A 16,380-nucleotide genomic window follows, 5' to 3' on the forward strand; every position below is an offset into this window, starting at 1 on the left:
ATCTCAAGGAATTTAGTATATTAAAACAATTAATATTTCAAAATATTCTCAAATTATTAACTATGATTTTTTGTTAATAAAATAAGATTAATAGTGGATAGATGCGAATTATGTCTAATAAATAAACAAAACTCTCCTTTCCCTTCATTAAATTATGGAAATTCGGATATCGAAAATCGCTTGTCTTGTTTATAAATAAGATGTTTGTGATAAGCAAACAGAATATAAACTCTTTTGTTTAAACGCAAACAATCCTATATTTGATTAAAAAAAAATCTCAAAATATTTATTAACTTTATTAAAGTTTTTTATATTTTGAGAGATTTTTATTTATTTAATAGTATTTTTAATAAAAGAAACTAATATTTTGAATTTATTTAATAACTATGTTAATAATTATTTGAAATTATACATGCTACTATACCTGGAGTTTGAAGAGCAAATCTACAAAGCATACCGAAGTTAAAATAACATATTGATTCAGTTAAAGATTCGATAATAAACGCAGAACAAGAAGATAACAGTTGATTTTTTAAATCTGTATCATTTAAATTATGAACTTTTAATAAAGAAGATTGAGAAAAAGACGATTTGGAATATATTCTGGATTTTACAGTATCTTTAAGTTTTTCTGTCATCTCACTGAGTTTATCACAATCTGCAGGATCGGTATAAAATTTTTGATTTATTTGGCACAAGTAATCTAAACTAGAACAACAAACTTCAAATTCTGAAATAGGATCGGGTTCTTCATTTAAAGTTAATTTACAATTAATTAATGAGTTATTTTGTATAAATAATTGTTGTAACGATTCTAATTTTTGTTTATTACTACTAAGATTTGGAATATTTTGGTCCAATAAAACCACTGTTTTAGAATCTAATTCATAATTTTGTGAATTATGAGCTAATAAAATATTATTTTTACTAAAAACAACATAATATAATAAAAATAATAAAGGCAACATGTTCATCGGGACAAAAATTAATTTCTTAATTTTATTACTTTTCAAAATAATCCTCCAATATTTTTACATTTAAACTCTTCTATAGTAACAACGTAGGTGATCATTAAATATTTTAACATATTTTATAAATTTAGTTTAATAATTTATAAAATAATAATATTTATAAATTTGTTAAAATCCATTATTCTAAGTTAATAATATTTATTAAGACTAATAATTTGTAATTTTAAAGCTGGTAATGATTGTCTTTTTGTTATTTTTTTAACTCTAAAAAACCTTAAAAAAGCATAAATGATTAAGTTAAATACTTGATATTATTGGTGTTTATACCTTTTATTATTTGATCAGAACTGCCCTTAATATTTAAAACATTTCCGGATGAAACATTAGCAGAATGGTTTAATAGTTGCTTTTTTGTATCATCAATTCCTATATGTTTTTTTAAATTTCGAGGATTTTCATTTATATAAGATGATTTAGTAATATTTTTAGGTGTTGTGATTTCAAAACGAGTGTCTTCAAATAATAAAAAGAACATCAAAATAATAATGACAATAATTAATACTAATATAATTATAATTTTATTTAAAGATGATGTTTTGATAATATATTCTTTTTTCATTTCTCATAATTTATCCTATTAACCGTTTATATATTTTAATTATCTTTTTAGTAGTAAATAATGTTTTTATGTAATATTTTTAAAATTTTGATTTATTAAAAATATAATATTTGATAAAAATTTATTAATTTTTCTTTGATAACGAGATAACGATAATACAGATTGCTTATTATTATAACAAAAATAAATATTTTCGTCTATATTAATTTAGTCGGAATTAGAGAATATTTTATTTCTTAAAACAAATAAGTTTCAAAAAAAATGATTTTATTTAAAAATTATAAAATACTTTCATACCTAAAAAATTGCTTTGTTGATTGTTTTTTCTTTAATACATAATAATTGATTATATTTAGTCTAGTCACACTATTTGCACAATCAAATAAAATTGTTTTTTTATTTGTCTTTAGAGTTACTAGTAAGAAAAAAATACCGCTAAGATGAGAAATAATAAATATATAATTAATCAGCTTTTTGTCATTATTAATATTTTTTTATTGAATTTAATTTAATTAAAATCAAATCAGCATGTTTTTTTTATAATCTATTATTGATATTAGTTACAAAATAATTATCTCTAACTATTTATAATTTATGGACTTAATTTTTCAGAATAATTTCTTATTTTCTAATCATTTTCATAAAAACATTTTAAATAAAAATTATTGCATCTTTATTATATTTTAGATGATAAAAAATATATTGATCACGTGCTATTTAAATATTTTTTATTTTCTTATTAAAAAGAATATTTTACCTTATTTTCCCATGTTGTTTAAAAAAAATGTACAGTAAAACAACCTTTTGTGAAAAAAGTTTCGAGTTTATTGTTAATAATTAAATATTTATCTAAAAGTTTAAGAATATTCGAATTTAAAAAAATCTTTCATTTTAACGATCGAATTTATTTTTGGACGATCAAGTTTTCGAATTCTTTGAACTCCAATGATTAATTTTACCTTCTTTCGAGTCAAAAATGATTAAATTTATAAATCAACAGAATGTTTATAAATCAACGGAATGAATTAATTTTTAATTTAGTGATTAATTCAAATGGAAATGTGGATTATCAAAATATGACTCAACTTATAGTAACCAATAGACAAATTAATTTATTAACAAGAAAAAAAACAGATTAAACAATTTTATATCAACAAATTTTACCTTATTAATAATGATAATAAATACCCTATTGTTTGTGTATTTTATCAGATATTTTTGTATTTAAAAAAGTAATAACAATAATTAAATTTGTTATTATTAAAATAATTCGAATTTTTTCCAAAACAAAGATTAAGTTTGTGTTATGTTAGTTGTTTTATTAGTCCCAATAAAAGTATATTGTTAAAATAAAAAAAAGATCATTAATAATAATGGTCTTTTTTTAACACTTATTCAATAATTTTAATTGATGGTTTCAAATTAAAAGTTACTTTTTTTGATTTTTTTGAAATGTTTTTTTTAATTTCAGATATTTTTGCTTTTAATTTAATGTTATTTTGTTCTAATTCCAAAATTTCTTTTATATTTAAATTTGCATTAATTCTAAAATATTGAATTTTTTCTTCTAATTGTTTTTGTTGTATTAAAATTTCGAATAATTTTTTTCTCATATTTATAGATATTTTATCATCAATAACATTTTGTTTTTCCATCGCCATCACTGAATGTTTATTAAAGATAAATAAAAATCCTAAATAAATAAATACAAATAATTTAAATAAATATAATTTTTTTGCCAATTTAATCATTAATTTTAACTAAAAAAATCCTTTTCTTTTTATTTTTATATAGGATAAATTATTTTTCAAATTTTTTTATATTTTTTATTAATCATTCTTTGATACAACATTCGAATTTTGAAAATATATTTTCGTATTTTTACTAATAAGTATAGTTTCTTATACCTATCTAATCTATATTTTAATAAAATTTTAACAATTTGGGAAAAGTAAAGTTTAAAAAGTTATTTTTTAGTGAAATAACAATTTTTAAATTCAAATTTTAAAAATAGCCGAACATTAACAATTTAAATTTAGTTATATTAAATATTATTTACTTTTAATAATCAAAAAACATTAAAAATAGTTAATTAATAAGTTAATTTATCTTAGAAAAATTAAAAATAATTATTTTTTTGTATTTAATTGGTTTACATAATTAATATTATAGGAAGTAACCTTAATGACAAAAAATCTCGATTTTTTCAATAATATTTAATCTTTTTATAAATAACATTTTTTTAAAAAATTTTATCTATTTTTGTTATATAAAAAATTTTTTTTAATGTTTTTATTCAGAATATAAATTAAAATAAACTTATTTTGTTATTTTTTTTAACTATATAATGAATTTAAATAAATTTTATTTTATTTTATTATGTAATAAGTTTATTAAATATTAGTTATATTAAATATTATTTAATATAACTAAATATAGTTATGTAAATTTTTATTTTTGCTTATTTTTAAGTTGAAATTTAATTTAGATATATTTTTTTTATAATGATAAATTGTATAATGATTAATTATTTTAAATAAAAAAATCTTTAAAAAAATATTTTTATATATAATTAATATTTTTTTAATTTATTAGAAATTTTTTTATTATATTAGCGAAAGTTTTTAGAAATAATTTCTGCAAATAATTAATTTTTTTTATAATATTAAATATTAAATATTGATAATTACTATTTGATATAATTCATTTAAATTTATTCAGAATTTTCATAATTTTAAATCCGCCAATCATATTGATCTTTTATTCATAAAAGCTACTTATTTAAATATTTTAAGTAAAATTATTTATTCTTTTTAGACCTCGATTTTTAATTTAATTCCTGCGAAATTAGATCAAAAATACATTGGAGAAGGCAAGGAAGTTTTAGAAAAAATTTGGCAAGAAGCCGAAAATCATGATAAAACGATTATCTTTATTGATGAAATTGATGGGTTACCCAATCGAGGTGATCGCAATACTTCTTCTGTGAGCGCTAATATTGTCAATACGCTTTTAGATAAATTAGATGGTTTTAACCGTTCTGATAAAAAAATTGTTTTAATGGGGGCTACTAACAATCTTGCTAAAATTGACCCTGCTTTACGTAGTCGTTTTAGTAAAGAAATCTATATTGGGTATTTAAAAGATACCGAAATTGAAGGTTATCTCAAACATATTATTGTCCCTTATCAAATTAGTTATCATACTTTCTTAGTTTTAAGCGATATTGCCCAATTATGTCAAGGAAAAAATATGTCTAATCGTGATTTAACCACCATCATTGAAGAAGCTTATAAAAAAACTGCTAAATGGCAACAACAAAATCCTCAAACCCATGAAGTGATGTTACGATCGGACCTCGAAGAAGTTTTAAATTTGAAATTAAAAATAAAACCCGATCACCAACAAGTAAAACAACGTCGAATGGCTTGTGAAAATCAATACGTCCAATGGCGTCAAGGGTTTAATCAATATTTAGCTAAACCAAAAGACTAATCCAAAATAAGCGTTAATTTTACCTTTGATGGTTTAAATGGAATTAACTATTATCCTCGTCGTTATTCTCAAATCCAATCGGAGTTAGCTAATATTAATCAGCAATTAACTAAAATTCACCAAGAAAACCAAATCTCTCAATTAGAACAAGAATTAGTAACTTTAAAGCAAACCCCAGAAAAATACGAACAAACCATTAAAGATAAAACCCAAGAAATTATTGACCTTAAAAATAATCTTCAAACTCTTCAAACTCAAGCAGAAAATTTAAGAAAAGAATTAAAGATTGTCGAAAATCGACGTGATACTTACCTTGAACCCGCTAACCTCGTTTGCTACATCAAAGATTGTCACCCTTTCGACCGTTGGAACAGAGATGGCGATACTTATAACCACACCACTTTAGATGGCTTTGACAGCGCTTCTTTCGATACGAAAGATGACAGCTATTTAGATTGTTATGTTAATTTTGAAAAACAATAACACAAAGGTCCAGGAGGTAACTACTTAATCCTAAAATACCAAGGTCCTAAACACTTCTTAACCGAAGACCAAGACTACTACCTCGGTGAAGCTTTTGTTCATAATGCTGATTTCAAATTAACTGATTTCCACCTTCACTTCAACCCTGTCCGTCGCACTTTATCTCTCTTTAAAGATAAACATAATAATGATAAAGTAAAAGAAGCTGAAAATAATAAAAGAGTCAGCTCTGACTGGTAACAAAATGATACCAACTGCCAATATATTAAAATTCAAGGAATAAAAATTAAAGGAGATTTAATTAATGTTTAAATTAAAAAAGCATTTATTATTATTTAATGTTTTTTTTAATTATTAGTTTAGGATTATTTTTAATAAATAATAATCAAGTTATGGCAATGGACAAATTAAATAGTGAATTAAATAAAGAAACGAATATTAATAAATGTCAAGAACAATTTCAACAATTAGAAAAAATGCCAAAATATAGTAAAGAAGATGAAAAAATAAAAAATGATAATTTGGAAAAACAAAAAAACTATTTTTTTGAATTATTTATCAAAAAAATAATTATAAAATTAATGTTTATAGAAATTAATATAAATTTTTAAAAATAAACCAAAAAAACAAAAATCTCCGAATTTACAATCGCATTCAACAAAGAATTAAAAAAATACGCCAAATTAAAATCCTTTAAATAATGATGATCCCTAATCAGTTTTTTTAAACATTCAATTCATAAATTTGTATAATAATAATATATTCAAACTTCCATATTTGATAAAATACGACAAATTAAAATCCTTTAAATAATGATGATCCCTAATCAGTTTTTTTAAACATTCAATTCATAAATTTGTATAATAATAATATATTCAAACTTCCATATTTGATAATTATCAGAATTATCAGAAGGGTAAAAAAATTAATGAACAATAGTAATTTTTCAAAAACACAATATAAAAATGATATCTTATCTAAACTAAACTCCCTTTACGAAATCACCTCAGATGAGGGATAAAATTAAAGGAGATTTAATTAATTGTTTAAAATCAAAAATAATTTATTATTATTTAATTTATTTGCTTTCTTAGGATTATTTCTATTAATTACTAATAACCAAAAAGTAATGGGAATGGATAATAATGATGCATCTGAAAATAATTCAGTTATTGATAATCATATAGATGGATATAATACTTTTAGAAACTTATTATTAAACCAAGGAAGAATATCCCAACAATTGATTAATGCTCTTTTTAATCATAGTTCAGAAACAGAAATTAATTTTTTGTTAAATCAAATACAACAAGTACACCAACAAATAATAACTTATCAACAAAGACAATTAAATAATCAAGAAAGAATGTTAAGAAATTTTGATAATAATATGACAAGAGTTCAATTAGAAAGGGAATATTTATTGTTAACACAAGAGATGAATTCAGCCATTAATAATACACCACTTTATGCTTCAGAAGAACAAATAAATAACTTAAGAAACATTCAAACAAGAATAGATCAAAATCAAAGACAAATAAATTTAATTAGAAATCAAACAAAAAATAATCAAAATCAACCCAATAATCCTAGAAGAATTTAAAAGAATTAAATTTTAATCACAACCCCCAGACCCTTTTGAGGGTCTTTTTTTATTTACCCACTTTTGGAAAGGAAATAAAAACTGATGTTAATTAAAAAAATCTTATCCTCTTTACCTAGTAATCTCTTTTTTTTCATCATTACTTTGTTGACGGTTATGCCAATGATCATCGTTTATTATGTCATTAAATTCTATCTGTTAACTGCCCGACTTAGTATTAACCAATTAAAACAAGGAATAGTAGTACGATTTTATCGTTATTTAACTACTAAGAACCCCCATCATCATGTGGTATCTATTTAATGCTTGGTTAACCAAGTTAAATAATGGGCTTAATATTTTAAGTAGTTATTTCTTTACTTATCAAAATCAATGGTTAAACTTGGGTTTATTAACCATTATTTTATTATTTCTTCCGCATTTATTATCTTTAATTGATTTTATGATTAAATGTCTTTATCACCTTTTTAGGTTTCTTTATTTTTTAGGAAAATATCTTTGGTTATTATTTAAAAAAATTTTTAAGAAAGCGTAATTAATTATGAAAATTAACTTAAATCAACGTACCCAAGCCTGGTTCCAACATCGCCAAAAATATATTAATGCTTCCGAAATCGGGAGTATTACAGGATTAGATCCGTTCCGTACCATGGAACAATTAGTCCACGATAAACTATTTGGCACCACTTTTACCGCGAATAAATACACGGAACACGACAACAAAACCGAACCAATTGCCCGTAATTGGTTTGAAAAAATAACTAACCTAAAATTCCCTGATACTATTTTTACTGATGATAAACTTGAGATGTTTTCGGCCTCGCTTGATGGTTATAACCAATCAACTAACACTTTATTAGAAATTAAATGTCCTTATGTAGATGAAAAAGAAAATATTTCCAGTACTTGGACCTTATTTTTAGCCAATCCGTGTGAAAAAACAATTCCTTTATATTATTGGGCCCAAGTTCAATGCCAATTATATTGTTCTCAAGCCCAGTTTGCTTATTTCTTAGTTTATTTTAACGATAATAATTACCACGTTGTCCGTATCTATCAGGATCATGAATTTGTGAAAAAAATGATGGCCGATAGCCGAAAGTATTTGGCATTATTAAATCTAGCTAAACAAGAATTAGCCCAAACAATTTATTTAAAACAATTAAGCAAATTTAAATCTTAATAAATTTTAAGACCTTCTTGAATAAGGTCTTTTTTTTATGTCTCAAATTAACTTTAAAGGAGAAACCATAATGAAATTAATCGTTTTTGAAGGGTTAGATGGGAGCGAGAAAACTACCTTAATCCAAAAAATTAAAGAAAAACTCCAGGCTCAAAACCAAGAAGTAATGATACTGCAAGGGTTAGGTAGTTCATCTATTGGACCAAAAATCCGTAAAATCTTTTTAACTCGAAAAAATTTAGCCAATCAAACCCGTTATTTATTAAGTTTGGCCAACATGATCCAAACCCAAGAAGAAATTCTTATACCGTTGTTAAAAACAAACACAATTATTTTAATCGACCGTTGGTTGGGTTCTAATTTTGCCTACCGTGTTTATCCATATCCAAATAACACCAATTATCAATTTTTTAATCTTTTAAGTAAATGTTTCATCCAACCCGCCATGACTATCTATTTAAAAACAACTCCTGAAATCGGGTTGCACCGTAAACAAAACCAACCTCACCACCAAATCGACGTTATTGAATCTAGTCCCATTGCATATTTCCAAAAAGTAGCCCAAGGTTATGAGGAATTTTTTAAACGAAACAACCTCGGCATTAAATTAATGTTAAACGCAACTGATTTCACTAACATCGAACCCCAACAAAAGCATATTATTGAAAAAATCGGAGCAATAATCAATGGCTATCATCATTAAGAAAAAATGTCAAAATGGCAATTTATATATCTATTATAATAACGGCAAAATTAAAACAATTAAAACCGATGGAACCGTTCAATGGCGTACCAAAAAATTATTTTCTAAATTTAACCAAAAAGACCCTCAAAAGGGTCTTTTTTTTATGGAGAAAGGAAAATAATGAAATGAAGCGCTTAACTAATTTAGCTTTTGACCAGATTAAGGTTTTTAATCACCAATCTTTATGCGTTGCCATCACCCAACGAATCATCAATCCTGCCTTATTTCACTTCCCCTTTCATGAATATATGATTCGCCATCATCATTTATTAGAACAATATTTAATTAATCACCAATACAACTCCCAAAGTCAAAAAGTAATTCGCGGTAAAATCAATGAATATCTTATTTTATTTTATTGGCAAAATCAAGGGGATTATGCCTTTATATCCTCAAGCTTATTTATTCTTTATCCCTGATATTAAATTTGATTTAGTGTTATTTACCAAAACCAAACGGATTATGGCTTTTAATTTTAAAACTTGTTTACGCGACCATTATAAACAAGCGGTTATCGAAGGCCAACAATTAAAAAAATTAGATAGTCGGTTTCGTTTTTATTTATTAACCAATGATGAGTTAGAAACATTCAGACTAAACCAGAAAATAACCCAAGGTAAAGTCTCAGGAATTGATGCCGTGATTAATTGTTTTTCACCCGAAGCAGATGTTTTTATCAAGAACCTTTTAACCGAACAATTTACCATTTTTACGAATATTAATTTAATTAAAAAATAAAAAAGGAAATAAAAACCATGAAAGAACCAGTTTTTCCATTAACTAACGAACAACAAGCCTTAGCCCAAATGGTGGAATACATTATTCAAAAAAAATGGGAACGTTTAAAAATTTATACCGAAATAGTTGATGGCCAATGGTTAAAAGAACCGCACCATCAAAAGATTTTTAACGCTTTAAAGTATTTGTATGGTGAGCAACAAGTAACCATAGCAGATCAAAGGTTAATTGAGAAAGATGATTTAATCGCTGAATTATTGGGTTATTTACAAACCCATTTCCCCCAAGATAACTTTAATCCTACCACCTTAGCGTTTTTAAATCAGGAAGTTCAAGAGTTGGATAATTTTCATTTTTTAGAAAATTTAAAACATACTTATACCCAAGAAAAATTATTTCAACAATTAATGAAAATGATCCGTCCTACTTTTGAAAATCAGGATCCTTATTATAAACATTTATATTACCAAGAAATCTTTATTAAATTAAGAAATTTTATCACTTTAATGCCGAACGCTTCCGATCAGACCTTTTTTAGTTTAAAACAAATGATTTCTGGGCATCCTGAATTTTTATCAACTGATGATTCCGCTAAACAAAAAATTCAAGGCGAATATTATCGGTTATCTGCTACTTTTAAAGGCCTGAACCAAGCCACTCAAGGATTTAAAAAAGGCCAAATAATTACGATTGGAGGCTATACAGGCTTAGGTAAAACTACTTTGGTTTACAATCTCTTATTGGATTTAGCTCAAACTAAATATCGTGAAACCCACCATTATCCTTATATGGTGGTTTTTTCTTGGGAAATGACTCCTGAGGAAAACTTAACGCGCTTATTAGCACGCCAAACCCAACTGCCGTTATCACTAATTTTAGCTAAAGATTTTTCAGCTAATAACATCCCTCCTGCGGTTTATCAAGCCGAGATGCGCACTGCCCGCGCTTTTTTTAACCAACTTAATTTAGTCTTTAGTTATGATTCTAGTAAAAATATTAATTATGTTGTCGATTTACTTTATCGCCTCCATTTAGAACAAAAAGTGGAAATTGTGGTGATTGATCATCTACAAATTACTAAATCGACTAATCATTTTGATAATGACCGTTTAGCGATTGATGAAATTATGACGAAATTAAAAGAAATCGCTATTAAATTAAAAATTGTCATTATCATTTTATCGCAATTTTCGCGAGACACTTACAGCAATTATCAAGGCAAATCCCCTGAAATAACTGCTTTAAAAGGTTCAGGCGGCATCGAAACCAACTCGGATATTGTTTTAATGATGGCAGAATTCCAACCCCAACTTACGAAAGATAAAACTAAATCATTAATGATTTATAATTCAACTTGCCAACAATTATATTTAGAGTCTAAAGACTCCGAAAACCAAAAGATTATTGAGCTAAATATCAAAAAAAATCGCAGTGGTCCAAAAAAAACTTTAGTTTATCATTTTGAAATGGCAACCCAAACCTTTCAAGAAATCGGTTACGTTTTATTTGAACCCAACGAAACTCGTTAAGGAGGAAAAGGCATGGTTGATCAAACCCAAATACAATATATCAAAACCTATTTTCCGATGCTGGTTTTATTAAAAAAATTAAAAATTCTCCCAGTCAATTTTAACCGTAAGTATCGTTTCCCTTGTCCCATCCATCAAGGTCATAATCCCACTTGTTGCCATATTAACGAAAACAACAACCTTCATTGTTGGAAATGTGGTAAAGATTACGATATTATTGATGTTTATATGGCGATCCGCGGGTTGAACAACTTCTCTCTGGCCTGTGAAAGAATTACTCGTTTTATGCAGACTAAAGAATTTAAAAACTTAATCCAACAAGAACAGACGCTATTAGGAAAACCAACCACTCATACTTGTCCATTTAAGTATCAAACCCCCCAAACCGAACCGCTGGACGAAACTAAAATTAAGGTTTTAAAAGCCCAATTATTTCGAGAAATATCCCCTTTATTTAATCAAATCCGCGATTATTACCATTATTTATTAATAAACAATGATAATGTAGGGTTGGTATATTTAAACAAAAAAAGGGGATTAAAATTAAGTACCATCAAAGAATTTAACCTTGGTTACGCTCCTACCACCGCTAAACCCCTTTCCTTTCAGTTGGTAAATTACGCCCAAAAACAAAAAATGGACCTTCATAAATTAGGGGAATACGGGTTATTAAAAGAAAGAATGAATCAAGAAGGAAAAAAATATTATCACGATACGTTCCAGGGTTCCATCATTATCCCCATTGAAAACGGCTATGGGAAAACTTTTCATTTTTATCAAAATCATTTTCAAGCAAGTAACTATTTTCGCCCTAAATATCAAGCTTTACCCAATTTTTCCCAAACGCCGACCTTTCATTTCAGTTATCGTTTTTTTGAAGCCTTACCTTACATCAAACAAACTCAAAATCTTATTATTCATGAAGGTTTTTTTGATGTCATCAGTTGTTGGCAACACGGGATTAAAAACGTGGTGGGGTTAATTTGTGTCGCCCAACTACTATCCCAAGCTCAAATCGCCATTCTGAAAAAGGAACAAATTAAAGTGATTATCGCTTTAGACAATGACGAAACAGGCCGTAAACGGAGTGAAGTGTTAGGAAAACAACTTCAAGAAGCTAACATTAGATATGAAATTCGACATATTTTAGCCCCTTATGCCGAAACTTGTAAAGACGCTGATGATTTATTACGCCAATATGGTTATTTAGCGTACCAAAAATGTTTTCTCGCTCCTTACCAAAAAACAGACCATCGACCATTAGTGGATTTAGCCATTCATTTTTTTGGTAAAGATAAAGTAAAAGTCATTAATTAATTTCAAAAAGGAGAAATAAAAAATGAATCATAATTCAGAAATTAGAATCGGAGGTTGGATTAATAAATCCAATACTCCTACTAATTTAGTCCAAATAAAACACTTTTTACAAACCTTAAAAGCAGAATTAATTAACCTCACCATTATTACTCATACGAAACAGCAAAATACCTACCAAGAAGCCAACTATCATCCAAAAAACCAAACACTTTTTGTCGATCCGCGCATCTTAGCCGAAATTAAAGCATATAAAATCACCTTAATTGAGGAACATTTTGCTACTAGTAATAGTAAACCATTACTTACGGATTTAACTCCTCTAAAAATTAAAAATAACTCTCTTAAAAACCACTATCCGCTATTTCAAATTAATTATCAAAATGAAACTAAAAATCGAATTAAAGAATTAATAGGAAAAATGGCTATTCATAATTTAAAAACTTTACAATTATATCCTCTAGATCCGAACAAGCGGGATAAATATAATAACCCTATAAACACTAACTATAAGAAAAGTTTAAATATTATTTATTATCAACAAGAAGATTTAAAATTTATCAAATGTTTTTTGACTAAAGCGAAACAAGGTTATCGAGTGAAAAAGTTACATCCTAAATATAAATATATTCCTAAACAACAACAATGACACTTTTATGACACTTCACTGACAATTTTATGACACTTTACTGACACTTTTATGACATTTTTATGACACTTTTATGACAGTTTGGTTCCTTCAATATCCCTTTCAAACCTTGTTTCAAATGACCATTGATATTTGATATTTTATATCGATAATGATAATCGATATTTGATATTATCGATTATCATTATTAATTATCGATATAAAAAAAATAATTGGTTCAAATAACAGTGATTTAAAATTTATTTTATTTTTTAAATAAATAGCCTAACCAAGGTTAGTTTATATATGTATATATATATCAAAAATATACCAAAACGTCTAAAGACGCTATTTAATAATTGTTAATTATTATTAAAAGTATACAAAAACAAAAATAAAACCATAAACATACAATAATACAAAATAATAAATAAAAGAGAAATTGTATTTCTGTTTTTAATAATATCTTTTATTTGCCAATAAATTTTATTATTAATTTAATGATATTTATTATTTTGCCAATAAACTTTATTATTAATTCAATAATTCTGAAACTTAAAAATATTATAGATAAAATAATTAAAGCTAATATTAATATCGAAAAATAATAATAACCATGAAATATAGCATCCATATTATCCATTAGAAAATTTCTTCCTTTTTATAAAATTTGTAGCATCAATAATGATCAGGATTTTTTTATTATATGTTAATAAAATAAAAAAAAGCGATTTTTAATTTGACCCTGATTAAGTTATCTGATTATTTGATTGATAATTTCGTAAATAATGAAGAGGACTTTGATAGTTAAGTTTTTTTATCGGCCATTTGTGATTATAAAAATGTTTAAAAGTTTGAATTTTTTGAATTATTTCCCCAAAAGAATAATTATACCAATCGCCATAACGACTTTTAAACCACCCTTTTAAATTACTAAACCAAGCTTCTATTGGAGCATTATCATTGGGACAACCAGGACGGGACATACTGATTAAAAAACCTTTTTGTTGTAAGTGATGTTGCCACCAGCGACTATTATAACCCCCACCCCGATCGGAATGAATAATACAAGATTTAGTTAATTTAGGAAGCGCTTGAAAAGTCGTTTTAATCAATTTTAAATTAGGTTTTAAACTGGTTTTTAAACTCCAAATTTGGTGATGATAACCATCTAAAATTACCGAAACCCACAATAAACCTTTTTTGGTAGCAAAACAAGTTAAATCGGTATACAGTTTAGTTAATGGTTGATCAGTTTGAAACTGTTGGTTAATTAAATTGGGTTTGAATTCAACATGTTTAGCAAAGCTTTTATTTTTGGTATGTGGGCGACGCCATTTCATTAACCAATGGTTCGTTTTCATAATTTTTAAAATTATTTTATGATTAACGATTTGACCGAAGGTAGTTCGATATAAAAAAGTGATTTTTCGATAACCACAAGCATAATGATATTTTTTACATAATAACCCCACTCTTTTAGTAATTAATTGGTAATGATGTTGACGTTTTGTTTTAACTTTTTGAGTTTTTCGCCAACAATAATAAAGATGCCTTTTAATTTTTAAAAGGTTTAAAATTTTGTTAATCGTTAAAGTTTTTCGGTAAACTTTGACTAAAGGTAACATTATTTTTGATAAATCGGGGCGTTGATAAAGAATTACTGTTTGTAATAATTCAATTTGTTGATTAACTAACATACTTGATTTTACCTTTCTGAACATAGAACTATTTTAGCAGTTAATTTTTTAATTAATTAAATAAAATTAACTTTTTTTCATTTTGTTATCAGGTTTTTCGCTTTTTTTGGTTAACTAATAAGTGAAGAGGTAAATTATTTTAGTTTTTGTCTTGAGTAAAATTTTTATTGAAATTTAACTTTCAACAAATGACGCAGTCCAAAAAAAATTTTGTTCACGAGAAAAGCTGAGATATTTCCGAACTAAATAGCGATCAAGATGATCATTAATATTATTAAAAGTTGTAACAAAATAAGGGTTCAGTGCGATCTTCTGAAAAATTTCATGTGATTTTCCTAAAATTTTGTTTTAATTCTTCATTTTGATTTTTTTTAAAAAATAAACGGAAACAAAATGATGATGAATCTAATGATTAGAAAAATAATTTCTTTTCTTAATTGTTTTAAATTTTTCATATTATTAAAACTCCTTTGTTTTTTAGTTAATAAAGATATTTATTTTTTATTAATGGAAATAAAAAAAGACCCCGTAAAAGGGTCTTTAATTTACTAAAAATTAATTTTGTTCTGGGGTTTTATTTAAATCAATCGTTTTAAATCTTTTATTTTGTGTTTGCTGTTTATTCGAGGAACATAACCATTCTTCTATTTGTTTTATAGAAGCATTTTCCAAATTAGGATTTGTTTTTTTTATTTTTGAAATATTTTGTTTTGATTTATTTAATAATTGAAAAAAATTATTTACTTCTTTGTCGCTAGGTTCACGATTTATAATTTTTTTACCTTTGTTGTTATTTTCCATTGCCATAACTTGATTAATATTTATTAAGAAAAATAATCCAAAGTAAATTATTAAAAATAATGGTAAAAAATGTATTTTCTTTTTTATTCGCATCATTTTAACTTATAACTCCTTTTTATTTATCCCTCAGCTGAGGTGATGTCGTAGAGTTTGTTTAATTTATAAAGAATTGTATTTTTATATTCTTTTTCCCTCTTTTCATATTGTTCTTTTAATATTTTTTTGTATTTTTCGGCATCAGATAACATTTCTTGGCATTTTCTTTGAGCTGCTTCTAAGTTTTTAATTTTGATATTTATTTCGTCGATTTGACGAACTATTTCTGAAATTTCACTTTGGAGTTTTTTGATTTCGGCTTCTAACCTTGTTTTAAGCATTTTGGCATAAGATGGATAGATTTTGCCAAGTTGATATTGAAGATTTTTAAGATTTTTTTCTTTTTCATCTTGTTGTTCTTCTAATGGTGTTTTTTGTTTTTTAAAAGATTCTATTTGTGACAGAAGAGAATTTAATTGCGATTGGTGTTCATCGCATTCTTTTTGTTTTTCATTAATTATATTTTTTTCATATT

The 16,380-nt window shown here is 25.4% G+C and carries 14 protein-coding genes and 2 pseudogenes; 10 read left to right on the plus strand and 6 right to left on the minus strand.

Features of this window, described 5'->3' with window-relative positions:
• Window positions 1-389: 389 nt before the first annotated feature.
• A complete protein-coding gene (locus OC705_RS01440) occupies window positions 390-1,013 on the minus strand; it encodes a hypothetical protein (RefSeq protein ID WP_304512532.1) in 624 nt (207 codons plus the stop codon).
• Window positions 1,014-1,263: 250 nt separating this feature from the next.
• A complete protein-coding gene (locus tag OC705_RS01445; protein WP_304512533.1) occupies window positions 1,264-1,590 on the minus strand; it encodes a hypothetical protein in 327 nt (108 codons plus the stop codon).
• Window positions 1,591-2,591: 1,001 nt separating this feature from the next.
• Here OC705_RS01445 and OC705_RS01450 point away from each other — a divergent pair.
• The gene (locus OC705_RS01450; protein ID WP_304512534.1) at window positions 2,592-2,729 is read left to right on the plus strand and encodes a hypothetical protein; all 138 of its coding nucleotides are present in this window, start codon (window positions 2,592-2,594) and stop codon (window positions 2,727-2,729) included.
• 252 nt (window positions 2,730-2,981) lie between these two features.
• Here the strand turns inward: OC705_RS01450 and OC705_RS01455 are convergent, their stop codons facing one another.
• Entirely contained in the window at window positions 2,982-3,332 is a 351-nt protein-coding gene (locus tag OC705_RS01455) for an SVM family protein (protein ID WP_304514031.1), read from the minus strand.
• A 1,093-nt stretch (window positions 3,333-4,425) separates the two neighbouring features.
• Here OC705_RS01455 and OC705_RS01460 point away from each other — a divergent pair.
• The 9 genes and pseudogenes from OC705_RS01460 to OC705_RS01505 all read left to right on the plus strand — a co-directional run bounded on the left by OC705_RS01460 (window position 4,426) and on the right by OC705_RS01505 (window position 13,329).
• Entirely contained in the window at window positions 4,426-5,085 is a 660-nt protein-coding gene (locus tag OC705_RS01460; protein WP_420887962.1) for an AAA family ATPase, read from the plus strand.
• An 821-nt stretch (window positions 5,086-5,906) separates the two neighbouring features.
• Complete coding sequence (locus OC705_RS01470) at window positions 5,907-6,179, plus strand: SVM family protein (RefSeq protein ID WP_304512536.1); 273 nt, start codon at window positions 5,907-5,909, stop codon at window positions 6,177-6,179.
• 431 nt (window positions 6,180-6,610) lie between these two features.
• The gene (locus OC705_RS01475) at window positions 6,611-7,171 is read left to right on the plus strand and encodes an SVM family protein (RefSeq protein WP_304512537.1); all 561 of its coding nucleotides are present in this window, start codon (window positions 6,611-6,613) and stop codon (window positions 7,169-7,171) included.
• A 541-nt stretch (window positions 7,172-7,712) separates the two neighbouring features.
• The gene (locus OC705_RS01480; protein ID WP_304512538.1) at window positions 7,713-8,354 is read left to right on the plus strand and encodes a YqaJ viral recombinase family nuclease; all 642 of its coding nucleotides are present in this window, start codon (window positions 7,713-7,715) and stop codon (window positions 8,352-8,354) included.
• Between the two features lie 70 nt (window positions 8,355-8,424).
• Window positions 8,425-9,057 carry a dTMP kinase gene (tmk, locus tag OC705_RS01485; protein WP_304512539.1) on the plus strand — a complete coding sequence of 211 codons (633 nt, stop codon included), beginning with the start codon at window positions 8,425-8,427 and terminating at the stop codon, window positions 9,055-9,057.
• Between the two features lie 167 nt (window positions 9,058-9,224).
• Window positions 9,225-9,837, plus strand: a pseudogene (locus tag OC705_RS01490) (hypothetical protein).
• Window positions 9,838-9,854: 17 nt separating this feature from the next.
• Window positions 9,855-11,366: a replicative DNA helicase gene (locus OC705_RS01495; RefSeq protein ID WP_304512540.1), complete on the plus strand. Its 1,512-nt coding sequence runs from the start codon at window positions 9,855-9,857 to the stop codon at window positions 11,364-11,366.
• A gap of 12 nt (window positions 11,367-11,378) precedes the next feature.
• A complete protein-coding gene (locus OC705_RS01500) occupies window positions 11,379-12,683 on the plus strand; it encodes a toprim domain-containing protein (RefSeq protein WP_304512541.1) in 1,305 nt (434 codons plus the stop codon).
• Between the two features lie 22 nt (window positions 12,684-12,705).
• Window positions 12,706-13,329, plus strand: coding sequence for a phase variable surface lipoprotein (locus tag OC705_RS01505; protein WP_304514032.1), 624 nt, complete (start codon window positions 12,706-12,708; stop codon window positions 13,327-13,329).
• A 728-nt stretch (window positions 13,330-14,057) separates the two neighbouring features.
• On the opposite strand, the gene OC705_RS01510 is transcribed toward OC705_RS01505, so the two are convergent.
• From OC705_RS01510 to OC705_RS01520, 3 genes and pseudogenes are all read right to left on the minus strand, one after another.
• The gene (locus OC705_RS01510; protein ID WP_304513970.1) at window positions 14,058-15,008 is read right to left on the minus strand and encodes an IS3 family transposase; all 951 of its coding nucleotides are present in this window, start codon (window positions 15,006-15,008) and stop codon (window positions 14,058-14,060) included.
• A gap of 555 nt (window positions 15,009-15,563) precedes the next feature.
• Window positions 15,564-15,905 (minus strand): SVM family protein, encoded by a 342-nt coding sequence (locus tag OC705_RS01515; RefSeq protein WP_304512543.1) that lies wholly within the window; start codon window positions 15,903-15,905, stop codon window positions 15,564-15,566.
• Between the two features lie 23 nt (window positions 15,906-15,928).
• Window positions 15,929-16,380 (minus strand): annotated as a pseudogene (locus OC705_RS01520) (hypothetical protein); the annotation flags it as partial.

The sequence above is a fragment of the Candidatus Phytoplasma fabacearum genome (genome assembly GCF_030586805.1).
Lineage (GTDB): Bacteria > Bacillota_I > Bacilli_A > Acholeplasmatales > Acholeplasmataceae > Phytoplasma > Phytoplasma fabacearum.